The following is a 19248-nucleotide window of genomic DNA, read 5'->3' as shown; positions in this document are numbered from 1 at the left end:
GGGAGCTCGCGCGGTCACCCGCGCGACGTGGGACTCCGCCGGGCAGCGGACCCGTCGATGCTACCTGCGCAGGTCGCCGACCTCGCGCGCATCGCCACGGCGCGACAGCGGCCAGGGACGACGAAGGCCGCCTCGCGGCGGCCTTCGTCGATGTGGTGGTGGGCGATACTGGGTTCGAACCAGTGACCTCCTCGGTGTGAACGAGGCGCTCTACCACTGAGCCAATCGCCCGTCCGCCGGCAGGGCCGACGTGCACCACCCGTGAGCGGCGCAGACGGAATGCTACCCGGGATGCGCACAGATTCCGAACCGGGCCCGGCGCAGGGTCCCACCCGCGGGTCGGGCACGTCCTCGACCCCCCGGACGGGTGATGCGGGACCGCCGCACGGCCCGGACGGCGCCGCGCCGACGGTCCCCGCCACGCACACCGGGACGGCCCGGCAGAAATCGACCGAAAAAGTGTGCGCCCGGGCCTCAAGTCCGCGCCCGGACCGACCGATCGTGCAGGGAACAAGGACGCGACCACACGAAGGGGTGGCCGAACGCGAGGTGTCGGGGGCATCCTCGGACCCGGTGAGCACGTTCACCACACGTCCCACCGGGTGAACCTGGGTGCACTTCAGGTCCAATCGGGCAATCGCACTGCCATGATGGGACGAACAGCCCACGTAACGAGAAGAGGGGACCCGATGACGCATTCGTCGTATGACGTCGTCGAGGTCGTCGCCATGCAGCTGATCGGGAGTGACGCGAGCGTCATCCCGGTGAGCGCTGAGCTCTCCTTCCGGACCACGGACCCGTACACGGTGCGCGCGGTCTTCACCGGCCCGCACACCATGTCGACCTGGCTCATCGGCCGCGAGCTGCTCTCCATGGGCATGCACGCGTCGTCCGAGGCGCCTGCCGGAAGTGGCGACGTCCAGGTGTGGCGGGACGAGGATCCCGACTACGCGCTCGTGTCGTTGAGCGGGGTGGAGGGCAGCGCGCTGCTCGCCGCCCCGAGCGACCCCATCGTCCGGTTCCTCGCCCGCACCGAGGAGCTGGTGCCGCTGGGTGCGGAGAGCGACCGCATGGAGGCGGAGATCTCGGCATGGAGGCGGAGATCTCGGCGTTCATCGCCGCGCTGCTCACCGCCTGACCATCCCGAGCATCACGCCGGTCCCGTCGCCGTCGACGGGGCCGGCTCTCGTGCTGTCCGGGGCCGTGCCGACGCCGGTCGCGGGCCGGCCCCACGGTCACGGGTCGAGGTCGTCGAGCGCGCGTGCCTGGAACAGGTCGGCGGCCGCGAGCGAGAGCGGCCCCGCGGTGACGTCCCGCTCGTCGAGCGCGACCACGGGCGACACGTTGCGGATCGAACCCGTCAGCGTCAGGTGCGCCCGGCCGGCCAGCACCTCGTCGAGGATCTCGTAGCGCAGCTCGCCGTCGACGGCCTCCCGCACCGGCAGACCGGCCTCGCCGGCCCACTCGAGCAGCAGCTCGCGCGTGATCCCGGCGAGGCACCCGCTCGACAGCGGCGGCGTCACGAGCTCGCCGTCGCGCTCCACGACGACGTTCGACCCCGTCCCCTCGCACAGCAGGCCGACGGTGTTGGCGAGAACCGCCTCGTCGGCGCCGCGGCGGTGCGCCTCGGCGAGCGCCACGACGTTCTCCGCGTACGACGTCGTCTTCAGCCCGGCGACCGCCGACCGCTCGTTGCGCACCCACGGCACCCGCACCACCCGGCTGGTCGCGGCGCGTGTGGCCGGCCCGGCGAGCGCGACGAGGGTCGGGCGCTGCGCGTCGGGCTCGTCGCGGTGCGACCCGAGCGGACCCGGACCGCCGGTGTAGGTCAGCCGCAGGCGACCGGCGTCGGGCGCGGCGGCCAGCACCGCGGCGACGGCCTCGCGCACGGCGTCCTCGTCGGGCACGGGCAGGCCCAGCCCCGTCGCGGAGCGGGCGAGACGCCGCAGGTGGCGGGTGAGCGCGAACGCGCGACCGCCGTAGACCGCGCACGTCTCGAACACGCCGTCGCCCACGGTCACGCCGTGGTCCACGCCCGTGAGGATGCGGTCCGTGGGTGCGTGCAGTCGACCGTCCGCCCAGATCACGACGCTCATGGCGTCAGTCTGACATCCCCGGACCTGCGTCCCGGGACGCGAGTGCGACGAGCCGCGCGGCCTTGAGCTCGGTCTCGGCCCACTCGGCGCGCGCGTCGCTCCCCCACGTGATGCCCGCGCCCGTGCCGAACCGCAACCGGCCTCGCCCGTCGGCGTCCGGCTCCCACCAGAACGTCCGGATCCCCACCGCCAGCTCCGCGCGGACCCCACCGTCCGGCGCCACGTGCACCCACCCGACGAAACCGCAGTACGGCCCGCGCGCCACGGGCTCCACCTCGTCGATGACGCGCAGCGCCGACGACTTGGGCGCGCCCGCCACCGAGCCGGGCGGGAACGTCGCCTCCAGCAGCGCGGGCCACAGCGCGCCGGACCCGCGGTGCGGTGCCGCGAGCGTCCCGCGCACGGTCGACACGAGGTGCACGAGGCCCGGGTGCTCCTCGACCCCCAGGAGCGTCGTGACCTCGACCGTCCCCGGCTCGCAGACCCGCTGCAGGTCGTTGCGGACGAGGTCGGTGATCATGACGTTCTCCGCGACGTCCTTGGGGGTCAGCCCGTCGCGGGTCGTCGCGGTGCCCTTGATCGGCGCGGAGGTCACGACGCCGTCCTCGACCCTCAGGAACAGCTCGGGTGACGCGGTCACGACCCACACCCCCTCGTCGTCCCGGTGCCCGTCCAAGCGGTCCGTGCCCCCGTCCCCGACACTCCCCCGCGGGACGTGCACGTAGCCGGCGTACGGCGCCGGGTTGCCGGCCGCCAGGACGTCCGCGAGAGCGGCCGCGTCAGGCTCGTCGTCGGCGGACCCGAGCTCGGCGCAGAGCACCCGGCAGACGTTCGCCTGGTAGACGTCGCCCTCACGGACATGCGCGCGGACGGACTCGACGGCCCGCACGTACTCCTCCCGCGTGAGCGAGCTCACCCAGTCCGCCGCACGCGGGCCGACCCACCCCGCGCCACCGCCCGCGGGCGCGGTGTCCGCCTCCTCGAACCGCCATGCGCGCACGCGCCCCTCGAACTCGCCGACGAGCGCCCACCAGCCGGGCTCCGCGAGCCGCTCGGGCTGCAGGCGCACGTCGACGCACTCGACGAGCCCGCGCAGCCGCAGGCCGGCGAACCGGGCGTGGGCTGCGGACTCGGGCACGCGCACACGGTAACCGCCGCACTCACGCCCGGGTCGGGGCGTCCGGGAGCGTCGAGCGGCTGGTCGGGCGCCCGGTTGACGCCTGCGGCTCGCGAGAGAACGCTCGGAGCGAGCGGCGCCCCGAGCCGGCTGAACGGCCAGCCGGGTGTGCTGGGCGCCGGCCGCGGAGGATCGATACCCTCGCCCGTCACCCCTCGCGACTTCGACGCGGTGCTCCTCGACCTCGACGGGGTCCTCACGACCACACGCACCGTGCACGCGGCGGCGTGGAAGTCCATGTTCGACGAGCTCCTCGCCGAGTGGGACACGGACCACGGCACGGACCTGCCGCGCTTCGACGAGCGCGCCGACTACGCGTCGGCGGTGGACGGCAAGACACGCGAGACCGGCGTCCACGACTTCCTCGCGTCCCGCGGCATCACGCTCCCGCCCGGGCGGCTCACGAAGTGGCTCGCGTACCACTACGGCGCGCAGGAGTGCTCCCTCCTCGCGGACCGCGCGAGCCTCACGCTCCACCAGGCACGCACGGTGGGTCGCGCGGTGGTCGTCGCGGAGCACGAGCGCGAGGTCGGACCGCCGGCAACCTGGGCGACGGCGTGCACGTCGCGTCGGCGGGCGGGACGTGGATGGCGCTCGTCCAGGGCTTCGCCGGCTACCGGTGGCGCGGCACGCGCTTCAACCCGATGCTCCCGACGCGTGGTCGGCGGCTGCGGTTCCCGCTGCGGATCCGCGGCTCGGTCCTCGAGGTGAGCATCGAGCCGCGGCGCGTCACGTACGCCGTGCTGAGCGGTCCCCCGGTCTCGGGAGACCACCGCGACGTGCCGTTCACCGCGGCGCAGGGCTCACCGGTCTCGTTCACCGGCGTCTTCCAGACGAGCGACGGCGCACCGACCGACGACGGGGCGTCGGCACCGGCTGCCTCAGCCGGCACGACGGGCTCGAGCACGACGAGCCTGGGTGCCACGAGCCCGGGTACGACGAAGGCCCCAGGTCGATGACCTGGGGCCTTGGCTGGTGGGCGATACTGGGATCGAACCAGTGACCTCTTCCGTGTCAGGGAAGCGCGCTACCGCTGCGCCAATCGCCCGGGGGTGTGTTGCTGCGAGGTGGAGATGGGATTCGAACCCACGTATACGGCTTTGCAGGCCGCTGCCTCGCCTCTCGGCCACTCCACCCTGAGACCGCAGTCCTCAGCGGCCTGAGCCGAAAGGATGTCTCCGAGCGGACGACGGGATTCGAACCCGCGACCCTCACCTTGGCAAGGTGATGCTCTACCACTGAGCCACGTCCGCGCTGCACGTCCCCCGGTTTCTCACCGGCGTTCCGTGTGCGTCCCAGACTTTATCCGAGTCTTCGCGTCAGAGTCCAACTGGCTCCCGGCGCCCGGGCCCGATCCGCAGGATCACGCGGATCTCCCGGCGTGTCGCCGCGCGCGTGCGGCGCCCGCGGCGCGCTGGACGCGCCCGTCCGCCTACCCTGGTCCGTCGCCGACACCCGGCACCGGCCCCGCAAGCCGTCCCCTTCCCCGCGAGCCGAGCTCATGACCTCGACGACCACGCTCCCCCGGCCGCCCGCGGCCGCCGGCTCCGACCGGACGCCGCGCGAGCGCCGTGCCGCGCCCGCGCGGCGCGACATCCAGGTGCTGCGCGCGGTCGCGGTCGCGGCGGTCGTCGTCTTCCACGCCTGGCCGCAGGCGCTGCCCGGCGGGTACGTGGGCGTCGACGTGTTCTTCGTCGTGTCGGGCTTCCTCATCACCTCGCACCTGCTGCGCCACCCACCGACCGACCTGCGCGGTCTGGCGGCGTTCTGGGCCCGCCGCGTGCGGCGCCTGCTGCCCGCGGCCGCGACGGTCCTGGCGGTGACCACCGTCGCGAGCGTCGTGCTCCTGCCGAGCCACCTGCTGACGCAGGCCGCCCGCGAGCTGCTCGCCGCGACCCTGATCCAGGAGAACTGGCAGCTCGCCGAGCAGGCCACGGACTACCTGGCGGCGGACGCCACCCCCAGCCCGGCGCAGCACTTCTGGTCGCTCGGCGTCGAGGAGCAGTTCTACGTCGTGTGGCCGCTGCTGCTGGCCGCCGCCGCGCTCGTCGCGCGCCGCACCGGTCGACGCCGGGCCGTCGCGGGCGTCGTCGTCGCGGCCGTGACGCTCGCGTCGCTGTGGTGGAGCGCGTCGCTCACCGCCGCCGACCCGGCGCGTGCGTACTTCGTCACGACGACGCGCGTGTGGACGTCGCGATCGAGCCGGACCCGCTCGCCGAGGCCGCGGCCGACGACGCGAGCGGCCTCGTCTCGGTGCTCGACCTCGACCACGTGCTCTGCTGGGACGGCCGGTGCCACGACGTCGTCGGCGGCGCGATCGTGTACTTCGACCACGGCCACCTCACGCGCACGTTCGCGCAGTCGCTGCGCCCCGAGGTCGAGGCGGCCGTGGCCGACCGCATCCGCGGCTCGGACCGCGGCTAGGTCGACGCCCGAGCGCTGCGGCTCAGACCTCGCCCGGCAGCGCGAGCCGCACGACGATCCGCGTCCACGCGCCGACGTACACGCGGTCGCCGTCCGCCAGCTCGTAGCGCTGACCCACCGGGATCGGGGCCTGCGGAAGCGGCTCACCCACGCGCGCCACGTACGTGCCGTTCGAGGACTGCAGGTCCTCGACCCACCAGCGCGTGCCGTCGGTGTTGAGCTGGCAGTGCCGGCGCGACACCCCCGAGTCCGCGCCGCAGTCGATCGTCGGGTGGATGTTGCGCGACACCGACGGACGTCCGACGAGCGCGCTGCGCGTGCGCAGCGGGACGAGCACGGGCAGCCCCGCGGACGGCATCGGGTCCTCGGGCGACTGGAGCGCGTACCAGTCGGGGTCGATCCAGACCTCGGCCACCCACGAGTCGGGGCCGTCCGGTGCCGGAGTCGGCAGCCCGCCGCCCGCGGACGCCGGGCCGGGCCCCGGAGAGGCACCGGTCGCGGGGTCGGTCGCGGGCTCCTGCGCCCGGGCCTCGGTCGCCTCCACCGCGGGCTGCTCACCCGTCGCGGCCGAGGGCGAGGACGTCGAGGCCACGCCCGCGGGCGGGACCAGGGGCGCGGGGGTCGCGCCCGTCGTGAAGTCGTAGCCGCAGTTCTCGCAGAACAGCGCACCCGCCGCCGCGGGCGACTGGCAGTGCGGGCACGTCGTCGGCCCGGCGGAGGGCGACGGGCCCGCCGCGGCCGGTGTGGACGCACCGGCGGAAGAGATCGGGGCGCCGCACACGTCGCAGTAGTCGGTCGACGTCGACGGGTGCCCCTCGGGGCAACGGACCGTGCTCACCGGCGCACCCGGGTCGTCTTGGTCGACGCCGTGTCGAGCGCCATCTCGTCGAGCCGGTCGGTGTTGCGCTTGAGGCGCACGGTGCCCTGCTCCGGGTCCTCGATCTCGACGACCCGCCGCAGCCGGCTCGTCGCCTCGTCGTTGCCCGTCTCCTGGGCGAGCTGCACCGCACGCCCCAGCTTCACCGTCGCGGTCGCCTCGTCGCCGGCCGCCTTCGCCGCGAGGCCCTCCTGGATCGCGCTCGCGAGCTCCGCCTGGCCCGTGTAGTGCGCGACCTCCGGGCTGATCCGAGCCGTGAGCGAGTCGTCGTCGGACCAGCGTGCCTTCACCAGGCCGGACGAGAGCACCTCGCCGCCCACCGCGATCTGCACGCGCGCCGCGAGCTGCTCCGAGCCCACCGGCTTGGAAGGGACGCGGACCGCCACGTGGTAGTCGCGGGACTCGTCGCCCCACGAGCCCGTCGGGTACGCCCCCGTGAGCGGGTTGACCTCGCGACGGCGGGCGGTGAGGTCCTCGACCGTCGGCGACACCTGCCGGACGAACAGCACCTGGGCGCCCTGGGGGGCCCACACCCGCAGTTCCGCGTCCGCGATGCCCCGCGCCATGGAGCGCTGCACCAGGTCCCGGAAGTCGGCGGCGATGTCGTCGGGGTCCGCGATGAGGTCCACCGTGCCGAGCAGCGCCGTGGCGATCTCGCGCAGCTCGTCGACCTGCCAGTTCGCGCCCACACCGCGCGCGTCGCACTGGAAGTGACCCGTGACCGCGCGCACGACCCCCGACAGCGCCTGCCGCGGCTCCGACTCGTTCTTGCCGTCGGTCAGCAGGATCGCGTGCCGCTGCGGCACGTGCGGGACCGTCGCGAAGAGCCGGTCGGCCAGCGCGAGCCACGTGCTCATCGCGGTGCCGCCCGACGGCTGCAACGACGCGATCGCCCGCTTCGCCTCGAAGCGCGCGCCCGGCTCCATCTGCACCATGTCCCGGACCGCGTTCGGGTACGGGAACACGCGCTGCGCGACGTGGCTGCCCCCGACGATCGCGAACCACGTGCCGTCCGGGATCTGGTCCACCGCGACCTGCGCCGCGTGCTTCGCGGCGTCCATGTTGCGCCCGCTCATCGAGCCGGACGTGTCGACCATGATGATCTCGGCCACGGCGCCCGACGCGGTGTCCGCGGACCCGGCGCCCTGGCTCGTCAGCGTGACGATCGCGTGCACGTCCGTGCTGCCCTGGGGCAGGAACTCGTTCTGGAAGACCTCGGCAGTGAAGACGGCCACGCTCAATCCTTCGTCGGTGTGCGTTCGGGGTGCCGGCGGCTGGGCCTCGGGCGCTGGCTCGAGGCTAGCCGACCCGGGCCAGCGCGGCCGTGACGTTGTCGCGGCCGCCCTGCGCGTTCGCCCAGGCGACGAGCGCGGCCGCGGTCGCGGTGGGGTCCGCACCGGCCGCCGCGGCGTGCTCGCGCACGAGCAGCGCGACGTCCGGCGCCGGGGAGCAGTAGTTCCACAGCCCGTCGGAGCACACGAGCACCCAGCCGGGTCCGTCGACCGTCGCCGCGGTGGTGCGCGCCGTCACGTCCTCGGCGTCCGGGCCGAGCCAGCGCGTGATCGCGTGCGCCTGCGGTGACGCCTCCGCCGCCGCGCGCGGGACGCCGCGCGCCATGAGCTCGCCGGCACCCGAGTCGTCGGCCGTCAGCTGCTCGGGTGTCCCGTCGTCGGGGAGCCAGTACACGCGCGAGTCGCCGAGCCAGCCGACGACGAGCAGCGCGTCGTCGACCACCGCGGCCACGAACGTGCACGAGGGTGCGTGCTCGGGCTCCGCGCCGGGGGCGCTCGCCGCCACCGCGTCGTCCGCCGCGACCGCCGCGCGTCCCAGCAGCGACGACCACGCCGCCTGACGTGCCGCAACCGTCCCCGTCACTCTCGCGGCCCCCTCAGGCCCACCCGCGACGAGCACGTCGAGCGCCGCACCGGCCGCCGCGAGGCTCGCGACGTCGGAGCCGGGCGCCGTGGACACGCCGTCGCACACCACGAGCGCCGCGAAGCCGCCGGACGCGGCCAGCGCCATCGCGTCCTCGTTGCGCGCGTGCCGCACGCCCCGGTCGCACACGCCGCCGACCCAGGACGAGGGGCTCTGCGCGAAGTGGTCCCGCTCGGAGGCCGCCGGGGTGCCGCACTCCTCGCAGTAGCCGTCCGTCGCGACCCTCCCGCCGCACGCGCGGCACACCGGCGCCCCGCCGGCCGGCGGCACGTCGTCTCCGTCCTCGTCCGCGACCTTCGCGGCGGGCGGTGCCGGGACCGGAGGCAGGCTCCCGGCCTCGTCGTCGGGCCGGTCCCGTCCGGTGCCGGCGCCCACGGGCGTCCCGCACGCCTCGCAGAAGCGGTCGTCGGGGTGCAGCGCTCCCCCGCAGCCGGTGCACGTCACGGCGCTCGTCGTCCCGCTCACCACGCCGTCCACCGCCGCACCGCGTTGGCCCGGTCGACGAGGGCGATCCGGGCGTCGCGCGACGGCGCGAGCGCGGCGGACTCGCGGTAGGCGGCCTCGAGCGCGTCGCGCAGCGTCGCGTCGTCCACCGGCACGTCCGCGATCCGCAGGGTCGGCTTCGCGCCGCTGCGCTCGACCTCGGCGAGCGCGGCGGTGAACACCTCGATCCGCAGGTCCACACGCTGCTGCGGCTCGACCGTCACGCGCTCGAGCCCGGCGAGCGCCTCCGCGAGGGCCGGCACGCCGCGGTCCGACGTGGTCAGCAGCTGCGCCCGCTGCACGCGGGCCTCCGCGAACGAGCTGCGGGTCGCGGTCACGAGGTCGAGCGCGGCGAGCGCGCCGTCCAGGTCGCCCGCGGCCCGCCGCACCCGCGCCAGCCCGAACGCGGAGACGGCCGTGTAGTTGGCGTCCGAGCGCGCGCAGATGACGTAGAGCTGCTCGGCGATCTCGGGCTCGTCGGACAGCTCGCACGCCACGGCGAGCGCCAGCTTCGGCGCGAGCTCGCCCGGGACCTGCCCGTACACGGCGTTGAACGACGCCCGGGCCGCGACGGGGTCACCCGCGGCGAGCTGCGCGAGGCCGTCGAGCCAGACCGCGCGCCACTCCCACGGGTCGGCGTCGAGCACCTGCGCGAGCGCCGCACGGACCACCTCCGGCTCGCCGGCCTCGATCCCGGCGCGCGCCCGCGCGAGCCGGACCTCGACGCTCTCCTCGGGGGCCTCGCCGAGCGCCTCGATGCGCTGGTGCGGGTCCGCGACGCTCACACCGGCGAGCCAGGAGGCCGCCGGGTCGGACGCGTCGACCTTGAGCGTCGGCAGCTCGTCCCACCGCAGCGGAGCATGCGGACCGTCGGTCGTCGGCGCGTCGAACAGCACGGACGCCGCCGAGTGCAGCGCCGGGTGGCCCGGTCCCCGGTCGGCCGCGACGACCTCGCGCAGCACGCCCAGCAGCTGCGTGCGCAGCTCGTCGACGGTCGCGAACCGGTCCGACGGGTCCGGGGCGCACGCCTTCGCGACGAGGCGGTAGAACGAGTCGTACGTCGCGAACACGGGCGTGTCGGCGACGGCCGGCAGCGAGGCCGCGTAGGTCGTCGTGTTGCCGCGGAAGTCGATCACGAGCGACACGAGCGTGCGGCCGATCGTGTAGACGTCGGACGCGACCGAAGGGCCGACCTCGCCCACCTCGGGCGCCTGGTAGCCGATCGTGCCGAAGATCGCCGAGTCGAGGTCGTCGACGCGGCGCACACCGCCCATGTCGATCAGCTTGACCGCGTCACCCTGCTGGATCACGTTGTCGGGCTTGAAGTCGCAGTACAGCAGCCCGACGTCGTGCAGGTACGCGAACGCGGGCAGCACCTCGAGCACGAGGGCGACGGCGTGCGCGACCGGCAGCGGGTCGTTCACGCCGGCGTTCGCCTCCCGGCGTGCCGTCAGCATCTCCTTGAGTGACGTGCCCCCCACGTACTCCATGACGGTGTAGCCCGCGCCGTCGTGCATCACGAAGTTGTAGATCTCGACGATCAGCGGGTGCTCGACCTCCGCGAGGAACTGCCGCTCGGCGATCGCGGCCGCGTAGGCGTCCGCGTCCCCCGCGTTCAGCAGGCCCTTGAGCACGACCCACCGTCCGGACACGTTCTGGTCCCGCGCGAGGTAGATCCAGCCGAGCCCACCGTGCGCGAGGCAGCCGACGACCTCGTACTGCCCGCCGACCAGGTCGCCCGGCACCAGGCGCGGGTCGAAGTCGAAGCCCGACCCACACTGCGGGCAGAACCCCTTGGTCCGCCCCGGCACACCGTCACGCTCCCGGCCGACGGGCGCGCCGCAGGACGGGCAGAACCGCTTGCGCTCGGGGACCTGCGGGTCGGCCATGACGACCTGCAGCGGGTCGCGCACCGGGGCCGAGGGGACGGTCGTCAGGCCCGCACCCAGCCGCGCGCCGCGCAGCCGGGTGGACCCCGTGCCGAGGCGCCGGGTGGCGCGCGAGCCGGTCGCGGCGGTGCGCGCCGAGCCCAGCGCCGCGGTCGCGAGCCTGCTCGAGCTGGTCCGGCCGGTGCGCGTGGACCGCTCGGCGTCGGGGTCCTCGCCCGCCGCCGCGCCGCCGCGGGGCGACGTGGCGGTCCCCGCGATGCCCGTGCCGAGCAGCGACGTCGCGGACGCACCCGCGGCGACCGGCGCCGCCGTCACCCCCGTCCCGGCGGGAGCCGTCGGCGCTTGCGGAGACCCGCAGACGTCGCAGTAGCCGTCCTCGTACGTCCCGGTGCAGCCCGGTTCGGTGCAGGCGGTCATCGCGCGGCTCCCTTCGGCCCGTGCACGGGCAGGTCGCGGGTGAGGAACTCGAACTGCTCGACGAGGAAGCGGGCGAGCACCACGTCGCACGGCGTGCGCTCGACGGCGTCGCGCGCCTCGTCGTACCCCGAGCGGACCGTGGGCGACGCGCTGCGGCCGTTCGCGTCCGCCACCGCCCGCAGGCGCTCGAGCTGGTAGCGCAGCTCGGCGCGCTCGCGCAGCGGACGCCCGTACGCCTCGGCGACCGCGTCGAACGCGCGCTGCACCGTCCGCAGCCGCTCGACGAACGCGTCCACCTCGGCGCGGGTCGGCGGCACGTCGCCGAGCCGCGAGACGTCGGGCACGGCGAGCAGCGGCGGGTCGACGACCTCGCGCCGGCACCGGTCGGCGAGCGCGTGCAGCGTGGGCTCACGGTCCTCGAGCGCGTCGCGCAGCGCGGCCGCGTCGGTGCGCTGGCGGGCGAGCGTCCGCCGCTGCGAGACGTCGACGATCAGGTCGCGCTCCGCGCGTGCGACCGCGGTCTCCAGCTCCGCGAGCGGACCCGCGACGTCGGCGCCGCGCGCCGCCTGGGCCGTGATGCCCTGCTCCCTCGCGCGCAGGTCACGCACGAGGCGCAGCGCGTCCTCGTCGGACGCCAGGTCCTCGCACCGCACCACCGCGGCGCGCACCGCCCGCAGGCGCGCCGCCTCGTCCGCGGCGCCGGGGTCGAACGCGAGGCGGTCACGCAGCTGGTCGATCATCGCGTCGCACAGCGTCACCGCCTCGACGAGCGAGACGAGCGCGGACGAGCCGCCCGCGTCCAGCCGCCCCCACACGAGCTGGGACATCTGCTCACGCGCGAGCACGTCGGCCCGACCGGAGTCCCAGACCTCGACGAGCCGGTCCAGCCGTCCGCGGATCGCCTGCCACATGGTCATGGCGAGCACGACGTCCCCGGTGAACGCGTCGGGTGTGTCCGTCTGCCGCGACACCGCGTCCAGCCGGTCGAGCTCGGCGCGACGGTCCGCGGCCCACCGCTCGAGCGCCGCGAGGTACGTCAGCAGGTCCGCGGCCGGGATCGCCTCACCGAGGCGGCCCGGGGCGACCGGCGGGTCCACCGTCCCGGCGGGTGTCACGACGAGCCCGCCGAACGCCCGTACACCGACCCGGGCGGCGCGGGCGCGTCCCCGAGCGCACCCAGCCAGCGCTCGTACGACTGCGCCCAGCGGCCGTCGGCCTTGACCTCGTCGAGCACCGCGTTGACGTACCGGACCAGGTCGACCTGGTCCGCGGCGACACCGATGCCGTACGGCTCGTCGCTGATCGCCTCGCCCACGACCTTCGCGTACGGGTCCTGCGCGGCGAAGCCGGCCAGGATCGTGTCGTCGCCGGTGATCGCGTCGACCTTGCCCTGCTGGAAGAGCACCAGGCACTGCGTGTGCGTCTGCGCGCCGACGGCCTCGACCTCGGGGAAGTCCGCGAGCCGCTCGATCGTCGTGGTCCCCTCGGGTGCGCACACGCGCGCTCCGTCGAGGTCCGCGACCCCGCGCGCCGTCGAGTCGAGCGGGACCAGCACCTTCTGCCCCGAGTGGAAGTACTCCGCGCTGAACGCGATCTCGTCCCAGCGCTCGCACGTGATCGAGAACGCGCGCGCCACCAGGTCGACCTCGTGGTTCTTGAGCACGTCGAGGCGCTGACCCGAGGTGATGACACGGAACTGCAGGTGGTCGGGCGACCCGAAGATCGCGGTCGAGACCGCCTTCAGCATGTCGATGTCGAAGCCCTCGATCTCACCCGTGATGGGGTTGCGGCTGCCCATGAGCAACGTGTCCGCCGAGACGCCGACGACCAGCGAGCCGCGCTCCTTGATCGCCTGCACGTGCTTCTTGCCCGAGATCTTCGCGCCGTCCGCTCCGGGGTCGTAGGACGCCGTCAGGTCCTCGCACGTCACCGCAGCGGCCCGCGGCCCCGGCGCGGCCGACGCCACCGCCTCGACCGTGGGGTCACCGGTGGCCGCCTCCGGGGTGGCGGTGCAGCCCGCGAGCACCAGTGCGCCCGCCGCGAGCAGCGCGAGCCTGCGCGCGGCGCGGCGAGCCGTCGTCCGGGGTGCGCGCGTCGTCGTCATCAGCGGTACTCCTTCAGTCGCGGGGCGAAGCCCCACACCGCGGCCCCGGCGGCCAGCAGACCCGCGATGAGCGCGAGCCAGGCGGTGCGCTCCGAGGCCGAGGCGGCGTGCTCGAGGTCCGACTGGGCCTGGGCGCTCGAGTCCGCCGTGGCGGTCTGCGCCTCCTGGGCGAACGCGTCGAACTGCGCGTTCGGGCTGCCCGGCTCCGACGAGGTGGCGAGCGCGACCGCGCCGTCCCAGTCCCCACCGTCGTCGAGCCCGCGGATCTCGTCGTGCGTGGCCGCCCAGGCGTCGAACGTCGCCTGGACCTGGCCACCGACGCCACGAAGCAGCTCCGAGGCCGCGTCCACGCTCGCCTGGTACGACTCCTCGTACGCCTGACCCGAACCCCGCTTGATCAGCGTGAACGACTCCGCCGCCTTCGCGTCGTTCGCGAGCGAGTACGCGCGCGCGACCGCGACCGTCTGCCCGTACGCACCGTCCTGCACGTCGTTCGCTGTGCGCGACCCGCCGTCCAGGTTCGACCCGAGCAGGAAGCCCGCGACCAGCAGCACCACGGTCGACAGGACGAGCCCGAGGTTCAGCCGACGGTGCGTGCGGGACGCGAGCCAGACCTGCACGACGACGAGCGCGGCGAGCGCGACCAGCAGGACGAGCAGCACGAGCGTCGCGCGGCCGGCGACCTGGAACGCGTCGGTGACGCTCGAGGCGTTCGCGGACACGACCTCGTCCAGGCCCGGCAACGCCTCGGCGCGCAGCTCCTGCGAGGCCGTCTCGAGGTACGCCGCGCCCACCGGGAACCCCTGCCGGTTGTTCGCGCGGGCCTGCTCGACGAGCCCGCTGTACGTCGCGACGGACGTGCTGACGCCCGGCAGGCGCTCGGCGTCGCGCTGGTCGGCGCCCGCGACAGCCGTGAGCCCGCTCGTCGCCGACGCCAGGGACACGTCGTACCGCTCGCGCTGTGCCACCGGCTCGCGGCCGCCGACCAGGAACGCGTTCGTCGCGGTCGCGTCCGCGGCGACCAGGTCGTTGCGGACGTCGAGCGTGCGCACCTGCTGCGCGGTGTCGTCCGCCGCCGAGCGCAGCGCGTCGGCCTGCACGAGGCCGACGAGCAGCCCGCCGACCGCGACGAGGGCGCACGCGACGACCGCGACCGCGGCGGCGAGGCGCAGTCGCGCCGGGGTGCGACGCAGGCGCCCCGTCCGCGCGGACGCCGCCGCGGGAGTCGCGGGAACGGGACGGGCGGGCGGCGCTGGGGCCGGGGCGGGCGTCGGGGTCACGCGGGCTCCTCTTCGTCGTCGGTCCCCGCGGTGGGCGCGTCGTGCGGCGCCGGGTGCGGCTCCTGCGTCAGGACGGCGCTCTCGACCGTCGTGCTCTCGGGCGTCGTGCTCTCGGGCGTCGTGCTCTCGGGCGTCGCGCTCGCGACCGTCGTGCTCTCGGCTCCGGTCGTCTCGGCCGAGTCCTCGTCGGGCCCGTCGTCGGGCCGATCGACCAGGTCCTCGGGCAGCAACGTGCGCAGCTCGTCGACCGACGGCGCCGCCACGTCCCGCAACCGCCACGCGTGGCGCAGCACGGCCTTGTCGAGCATGTTGCGCGCCCACCGCCCGTTGCCGAACCCCTCGTCGCGCAGCTGGGCCGCCGCGACGCCGCGGAAGCGCTCGAGCGTCGCGGGCGCGGGCGCGAAGTCGGACCGGGTCGCCGCGAGCTCGAAGATGCGGGTGAGCTCGTCGTCGGAGTAGTCGTCGAACGTGATCGTCGTGGAGAACCGGCTCTCGAGCCCGGGGTTCGTCGCGAGGAAGCGCCCCATCGGGCCCGGGTACCCCGCGACGATCACCACGAGGTCGTCGCGGTGGTCCTCCATGTCCTTGACGAGCGTGTTGACGGCTTCCTCGCCGTACTGGTCGCCCGTGAGGGAGTACGCCTCGTCGACGAACAGCACTCCCCCGACCGCGTCGGCCACGACCTGCGAGGTCTTGTGCGCCGTCTGGCCGAGGTAGCCGCCGACGAGCTCGGAGCGGTCCACCTCGACGAGGTGCCCCTTGGAGAGGAGCCCGAGCGCCCGGTAGATGCCGGCGACGAGGCGCGCGACCGTCGTCTTGCCGGTTCCCGGGTTCCCGACGAACACGAGGTGCCGCGTGATCGTCGGCGCGGTCAGCCCGGCGTCGGTGCGCAGCTTCTCGACGCGCAGCAGCTGCGCCTGCTCACGGATCTCGCGCTTGACGCGCCGCAGGCCGATGAGCGCGTCGAGGTCCGCCAGCAGCTCCTCGAGCGTGCGCGGGTCCGGCTCCGGCTCGGGGGCGACCGCCGTGCCGAGGGTCGCGGTCGCCGCGGACCCGCTGCCGCCGGTCGGCGCTCGGTCCACGACCGCGGGCGCACCGTCGGGCGACGCGGACCGGTCCGGTGCGGCCGACGGAGTGGGAGCGGCCGACGGGACGGGAGTGGGCGGCGCGGGTGCGTCCGGGACGGCGGTCCGGGCCGCGGCCAGGTGCACGGCGGCGGTGGTGGACGCGCGCGCGATGACGTCGAGCGGGGCGTCCCCGAGGTCGCACGCGGCGGACGTCACGCCGGCCAGCGCCCGTGCGTACCCGGCCGCGTGCGGCGAGCCGTCCCCGACGAGCCGCTCGAGCAGGTCGGTGGGCGACGACCGCCACCGCCGCGCGCTCGACGCCGCGGTGAAGAAGGCCGTCAGGCCGTCCTGCCCGACGGCCGACGCCCACGTCTCGGGGGCCCCGGGGACCGCCTCGGCCACAGCCGCGGCGAGCCGCGCACCCTCGTCGCGCACCTCCCCGACCGCGAGCCCGGCGGTCACGCCCGCCGCGACCAGGTCGTCGAGGGCGGTGCGCAGCGCGTCCGCGCTCATGACGCCACCGCCGGTCCGCCGGGCGGCACCTCGAGCGACGAGGTGCCGAACTTCTCGGCGAGGAACTGCCCGTGCGCGACGAGCGCGCGCGCGTCCTGACGCGAGACCGCGTCGGAGATCTGCGACAGCGTCGTCCCGAGCAGGTCGAGCTGGTCGCACAGGAGCATGAGCGACGTCTTGCCCTGCGCGACCACCCGCCGGTCGGCGAAGTCGCGCGGCAGCCGCAGGTAGGCCCCGACCGCCTCGGGCAGGTAGCTCGTCGCGGTCGCGACGACCGTGTGCGCCTGGCGGCTCCCGATGCCGAGCCGGTCGAGCCGGGGTGCCATGTCCTCCACGACGCGCGCGATCCGGTGCACGCGCGCGGTCACCGCGGCGGGCACGCGGCCCTCGACGTCCCGCTCGACCGCGTGCACCGCCTCGACGATCTGCGTGGACGTCGGCGCCGCGGGCATGGGTGCGGGCTCGGGGCCGTCGCCGGCACGCCCGCGCACCCGGCCGACGAGGTCACCCCACCACCCCATCGACGCCTCAGGCCAGGTCGAGCGAGCCGCCGGCAGCACCCGTCCGGTCGGACTGCTGCACGCGGTCGAGGTACGACCGCGCCTTGGTGGTCTCGGTCTCGAGCACGCCGATGGTGGCGGCCATCGAGTCGAGCGCCTTGACCTTGAAGCCGTCGATCGCGTCCATGGTCGCGTAGATGTCGTTGAACGACTGCTGCAGCTGCGGCAGCCCCAGCGTCGAGCTCGCGGCCTGCTCCTGGATCGCGACCGACTGCTCGCGCAGGAGCTTCGAGGTGGACGCGATCATCCCGGTCGTCGTCGCGTTGAGCGCGCCGATCTGGTCGAGCACGAGCTTCTGGTTGTTGAGCGCCTGCGCGACGAGGACGGCGGTGCGCAGGGCCGCCACCGTCGTCGTCGTCGCCCGGTCCACGCCCTTGATGAGCTCGCCGTTGTTCTTGAGGATGATGTCGGTCGCCAGGTAGCCCTGGATCGACACCGCGAGCTGCGTGAGCAGGTCCTGGTGCTTCTGACGGACGTAGAACAGCACGTCCTCGCGCAGGGACTTCGCCCGCTGCGGGTCGGTGCGCTCGACCTCGACGACCATCGCGGACAGCTGCGCGTCGAGCTTCTCCGCGACGTAGACGTACTGGTTGAGCCGCGCCATGGTGGCCCACAGGTGCTGCTTCTCGAGGTTGAGCGCGGCGTTGTCCTTGCGGAGCTCGTCCTGGCCGTTGTAGAGCGCGTTGACGATCGCGTCGATCTGCTTCTGCGCGCTCTCGTAGCGCCGGAAGTAGTCGGTGATGCTGTCGCCGAACGGCAGGAAGCCGAGGATCTTCTTGCCCAGGCTGGCCTCGGACGGGTCGAGCTCCTCGACCGTGCGTCGCAGGTCGAGCAGCGACCTGCTCACCTGGGAGGTCCCGGACACGCCCCCGTCGCGCAGCTCCTTGACGGGCATCTGCAGCAGGCGGTTCGACGTCTCGGCGGCCGCGCGGATGTCCGCGTCGCCCATGGTCCGCACGTCCTCGGCCTTGGCGGCGAACTCGGGCGAGCCCGCCTGCGCGGCCGCGAGGCCGGCCAGGTACGACTCGACCTTGGAGTCCAGGCCGGGCAACGCCGCCTCGTCGACCCGGGGCGCCATGGCCGGCGCCTGCGTCTGGGCGACGGGCGCGAGCGGGGCAGGCGCCTCGAGCTCGAGGGGCGGCGCCAGGGGTGCGGGAGCACCGGCTGCGGGTTCCGTCATGGGTCCACCTCCGCGTGGGGGCAAGCGATCAGGGCGTGCGCGGGCCGTGCGCCCGGGGGCTGCGGCCTGCGTCGTCGTCCGGCAGCACGCTATGCCATGCCGGGGACGTTGTGGGCGGCCTGTCCGGACTTGACCCCGGGTCCGCCGTGGGGAGCCGACTAGTCAGGGACCGCTCCGTCAGGGACCGCGCCGTCAGGGACGGGCAGCGTCCGGCTCGCCGTCGTCGCGCCCCGAGGCGGGGGGCACCGGCTCCGCCGCGCCTGCGAGTGCCAGGCCGTCGTCGGTGGCGGAGGTCGGCGGCCGCACGGCCGGTGCGGCGCCGACGAGCTCGTCGAGCTCGGCGTCGACCTGCGCGCGTGGCGCCCACAGCCCGTAGCGGTGACCGGCGAACCACCAGCACCCGAGGACGATCGCCGCGCCCGCGACCGCGTCGAGGATCCAGTGGTTGCCGGTGAGCATGACGACGAGCGTGGTCGTGACCGCGTAGCCCCAGACCGCGATCTTCGCCCACAGCGGCCGCACGAGGACGCACAGCACGGCGCTCACCCAGACCGCCCAGCCGACGTGCATGGAGGGCATCGCCGCCACCTGGTTGGTCACGGAGCTCGCGCCGCTCGCGGCCTGCTCGGCGGCCGAGGGCCACCATCCCCACCGGGAGGTCTCGGACACCGTGTCGACGTACTCGCCGAGCAGGCGCGGCGGGGCCGTGGGGAAGAAGAAGTAGCCGAACAGCGCGAGGAACGTCGCCCCCATGAGGGCGGTGCGCGCGGGACGGTAGAGCAAGGGACGGCGCAGGAAGAGCACGACGAGCACGGTGGGCGTCACGAGGTAGTGCATCGACTGGTACCAGTACGACGTCGCGATCTCGAACCACTGGTGCTGCGAGGTCCACGTGTTGAGCGCGAGCTCGACGTCGATGTGGAGCCTTCGCTCGACGTCCAGGATCCCTCGGGCGTGCCCCTTGGCGACGTCCCACGACCCGCTGGCGGCCAGGCGCGTGGCCGAGTACGCGACGTAGAGGCCGACGACGAGCACGACCTCGCGGATGACGTCCCGGCGGGTACGCCGACCGCGCGCCGACTCCCCCGCCGCGCCTGTCGCCTCGTCGCCCACGTCATGCCCCCTCATGTCATGCCCACTCACGCCATGCCCACTCACGCCATGCCCACTCGCGCCATGCCCACTCACGCCACTCACCGCACGGACCACCCGAGCCACCCTAGACCCCCGCGGGAACGCGTCCATC

The 19248-nt window shown here is 74.7% G+C and carries 16 protein-coding genes, 4 tRNA genes and 2 pseudogenes; 4 read left to right on the top strand and 18 right to left on the bottom strand.

Annotation, left to right across the window (positions count from 1 at the left end; translation table 11 throughout):
• Nucleotides 1–156: 156 nt before the first annotated feature.
• Nucleotides 157–231: transfer RNA gene (locus tag CUD01_RS04975), tRNA-Val, on the bottom strand.
• Between the two features lie 416 nt (nucleotides 232–647).
• Between CUD01_RS04975 and CUD01_RS16975 the strand changes: the two are divergent.
• Nucleotides 648–1001: pseudogene (locus CUD01_RS16975) on the top strand (SsgA family sporulation/cell division regulator); the annotation flags it as partial.
• A 234-nt stretch (nucleotides 1002–1235) separates the two neighbouring features.
• Here CUD01_RS16975 and CUD01_RS04965 read toward each other — a convergent pair.
• Together CUD01_RS04965 and CUD01_RS04960 are read right to left on the bottom strand one after the other, a co-directional pair.
• Nucleotides 1236–2096 carry an aminotransferase class IV gene (locus tag CUD01_RS04965; protein WP_141319218.1) on the bottom strand — a complete coding sequence of 287 codons (861 nt, stop codon included), beginning with the start codon at nucleotides 2094–2096 and terminating at the stop codon, nucleotides 1236–1238.
• Nucleotides 2097–2100: 4 nt separating this feature from the next.
• Nucleotides 2101–3234 carry a chorismate-binding protein gene (locus CUD01_RS04960; RefSeq protein ID WP_141319216.1) on the bottom strand — a complete coding sequence of 378 codons (1134 nt, stop codon included), beginning with the start codon at nucleotides 3232–3234 and terminating at the stop codon, nucleotides 2101–2103.
• A gap of 596 nt (nucleotides 3235–3830) precedes the next feature.
• On the opposite strand from CUD01_RS04960, the gene CUD01_RS16970 reads away from it, so the two are divergent.
• Nucleotides 3831–4232, top strand: a complete 402-nt coding sequence (locus tag CUD01_RS16970; RefSeq protein WP_244937659.1) for a glycosyl hydrolase family 65 domain-containing protein — start codon at nucleotides 3831–3833, stop codon at nucleotides 4230–4232.
• A 14-nt stretch (nucleotides 4233–4246) separates the two neighbouring features.
• On the opposite strand, the gene CUD01_RS04950 is transcribed toward CUD01_RS16970, so the two are convergent.
• The 3 genes from CUD01_RS04950 to CUD01_RS04940 all read right to left on the bottom strand — a co-directional run bounded on the left by CUD01_RS04950 (nucleotide 4247) and on the right by CUD01_RS04940 (nucleotide 4526).
• Nucleotides 4247–4321 (bottom strand) — tRNA-Val (locus CUD01_RS04950).
• Between the two features lie 17 nt (nucleotides 4322–4338).
• Nucleotides 4339–4409 (bottom strand) — tRNA-Cys (locus CUD01_RS04945).
• Nucleotides 4410–4454: 45 nt separating this feature from the next.
• Nucleotides 4455–4526 (bottom strand) — tRNA-Gly (locus CUD01_RS04940).
• A gap of 248 nt (nucleotides 4527–4774) precedes the next feature.
• Here CUD01_RS04940 and CUD01_RS04935 point away from each other — a divergent pair.
• Nucleotides 4775–5341: pseudogene (locus CUD01_RS04935) on the top strand (acyltransferase family protein); the annotation flags it as partial.
• Here CUD01_RS04935 and CUD01_RS16965 read toward each other — a convergent pair.
• On the bottom strand, nucleotides 5281–5445 hold the full coding sequence (locus CUD01_RS16965; protein ID WP_244937658.1) for a hypothetical protein: 165 nt from the start codon (nucleotides 5443–5445) through the stop codon (nucleotides 5281–5283). The pseudogene CUD01_RS04935 and the gene CUD01_RS16965 sit on opposite strands and share 61 nt — an antisense overlap.
• Nucleotides 5446–5457: 12 nt before the next feature.
• Between CUD01_RS16965 and CUD01_RS04930 the strand changes: the two genes are divergently transcribed.
• Nucleotides 5458–5697 (top strand): SGNH hydrolase domain-containing protein, encoded by a 240-nt coding sequence (locus CUD01_RS04930; RefSeq protein ID WP_141319214.1) that lies wholly within the window; start codon nucleotides 5458–5460, stop codon nucleotides 5695–5697.
• Between the two features lie 22 nt (nucleotides 5698–5719).
• On the opposite strand, the gene CUD01_RS04925 is transcribed toward CUD01_RS04930, so the two are convergent.
• The 11 genes from CUD01_RS04925 to CUD01_RS04875 all read right to left on the bottom strand — a co-directional run bounded on the left by CUD01_RS04925 (nucleotide 5720) and on the right by CUD01_RS04875 (nucleotide 19115).
• On the bottom strand, nucleotides 5720–6535 hold the full coding sequence (locus CUD01_RS04925) for an FHA domain-containing protein (protein ID WP_141319212.1): 816 nt from the start codon (nucleotides 6533–6535) through the stop codon (nucleotides 5720–5722).
• Complete coding sequence (locus tag CUD01_RS04920; protein ID WP_141319210.1) at nucleotides 6532–7809, bottom strand: vWA domain-containing protein; 1278 nt, start codon at nucleotides 7807–7809, stop codon at nucleotides 6532–6534. The genes CUD01_RS04925 and CUD01_RS04920 overlap by 4 nt, the downstream gene beginning before the upstream one ends.
• A 64-nt stretch (nucleotides 7810–7873) precedes the next feature.
• A complete protein-coding gene (locus CUD01_RS04915; RefSeq protein WP_244937657.1) occupies nucleotides 7874–8974 on the bottom strand; it encodes a PP2C family protein-serine/threonine phosphatase in 1101 nt (366 codons plus the stop codon).
• Nucleotides 8971–11298, bottom strand: coding sequence for a serine/threonine-protein kinase (locus CUD01_RS04910; RefSeq protein WP_141319206.1), 2328 nt, complete (start codon nucleotides 11296–11298; stop codon nucleotides 8971–8973). The genes CUD01_RS04915 and CUD01_RS04910 overlap by 4 nt, the downstream gene beginning before the upstream one ends.
• Entirely contained in the window at nucleotides 11295–12413 is a 1119-nt protein-coding gene (locus CUD01_RS04905; protein WP_244937656.1) for a hypothetical protein, read from the bottom strand. The genes CUD01_RS04910 and CUD01_RS04905 overlap by 4 nt, the downstream gene beginning before the upstream one ends.
• A complete protein-coding gene (locus tag CUD01_RS04900; protein ID WP_141319205.1) occupies nucleotides 12410–13402 on the bottom strand; it encodes a glutamate ABC transporter substrate-binding protein in 993 nt (330 codons plus the stop codon). Before CUD01_RS04900 ends, CUD01_RS04905 begins: the two co-directional genes overlap by 4 nt.
• Entirely contained in the window at nucleotides 13402–14682 is a 1281-nt protein-coding gene (locus CUD01_RS04895) for a GlnX family signal transduction membrane protein (RefSeq protein WP_141319203.1), read from the bottom strand. Before CUD01_RS04895 ends, CUD01_RS04900 begins: the two co-directional genes overlap by 1 nt.
• Entirely contained in the window at nucleotides 14679–16262 is a 1584-nt protein-coding gene (locus CUD01_RS04890; protein WP_141319201.1) for an AAA family ATPase, read from the bottom strand. Before CUD01_RS04890 ends, CUD01_RS04895 begins: the two co-directional genes overlap by 4 nt.
• Entirely contained in the window at nucleotides 16259–16783 is a 525-nt protein-coding gene (locus tag CUD01_RS04885) for a hypothetical protein (RefSeq protein WP_141319199.1), read from the bottom strand. The genes CUD01_RS04890 and CUD01_RS04885 overlap by 4 nt, the downstream gene beginning before the upstream one ends.
• 7 nt (nucleotides 16784–16790) lie before the next feature.
• On the bottom strand, nucleotides 16791–18002 hold the full coding sequence (locus CUD01_RS04880; RefSeq protein ID WP_141319197.1) for a toxic anion resistance protein: 1212 nt from the start codon (nucleotides 18000–18002) through the stop codon (nucleotides 16791–16793).
• Between the two features lie 192 nt (nucleotides 18003–18194).
• Nucleotides 18195–19115, bottom strand: a complete 921-nt coding sequence (locus tag CUD01_RS04875) for a phosphatase PAP2 family protein (RefSeq protein WP_166772001.1) — start codon at nucleotides 19113–19115, stop codon at nucleotides 18195–18197.
• Between the last annotated feature and the right edge of the window lie 133 nt (nucleotides 19116–19248).

Origin of the sequence: Cellulomonas uda (assembly GCF_006538705.1) — a bacterium.
In the GTDB taxonomy this organism is placed as follows: Bacteria; Actinomycetota; Actinomycetes; order Actinomycetales; family Cellulomonadaceae; genus Cellulomonas; species Cellulomonas uda.
The sequence above is the reverse complement of the archived record's forward strand: the minus strand, read 5'-3'. Positions and strand labels throughout refer to the sequence as shown.

Bases quoted from the DNA above. Each gene is read 5' to 3' on its own strand.
- CUD01_RS04965 (WP_141319218.1), bottom strand. From the start codon at position 2,096: ATGAGCGTCGTGATCTGGGCGGACGGTCGACTGCACGCACCCACGGAC.
- CUD01_RS04910 (WP_141319206.1), bottom strand. From the start codon at position 11,298: ATGACCGCCTGCACCGAACCGGGCTGCACCGGGACGTACGAGGACGGC.
- CUD01_RS04900 (WP_141319205.1), bottom strand. From the start codon at position 13,402: ATGACGACGACGCGCGCACCCCGGACGACGGCTCGCCGCGCCGCGCGC.
- CUD01_RS04890 (WP_141319201.1), bottom strand. From the start codon at position 16,262: ATGAGCGCGGACGCGCTGCGCACCGCCCTCGACGACCTGGTCGCGGCG.
- CUD01_RS04885 (WP_141319199.1), bottom strand. From the start codon at position 16,783: ATGGGGTGGTGGGGTGACCTCGTCGGCCGGGTGCGCGGGCGTGCCGGC.
- CUD01_RS04880 (WP_141319197.1), bottom strand. From the start codon at position 18,002: ATGACGGAACCCGCAGCCGGTGCTCCCGCACCCCTGGCGCCGCCCCTC.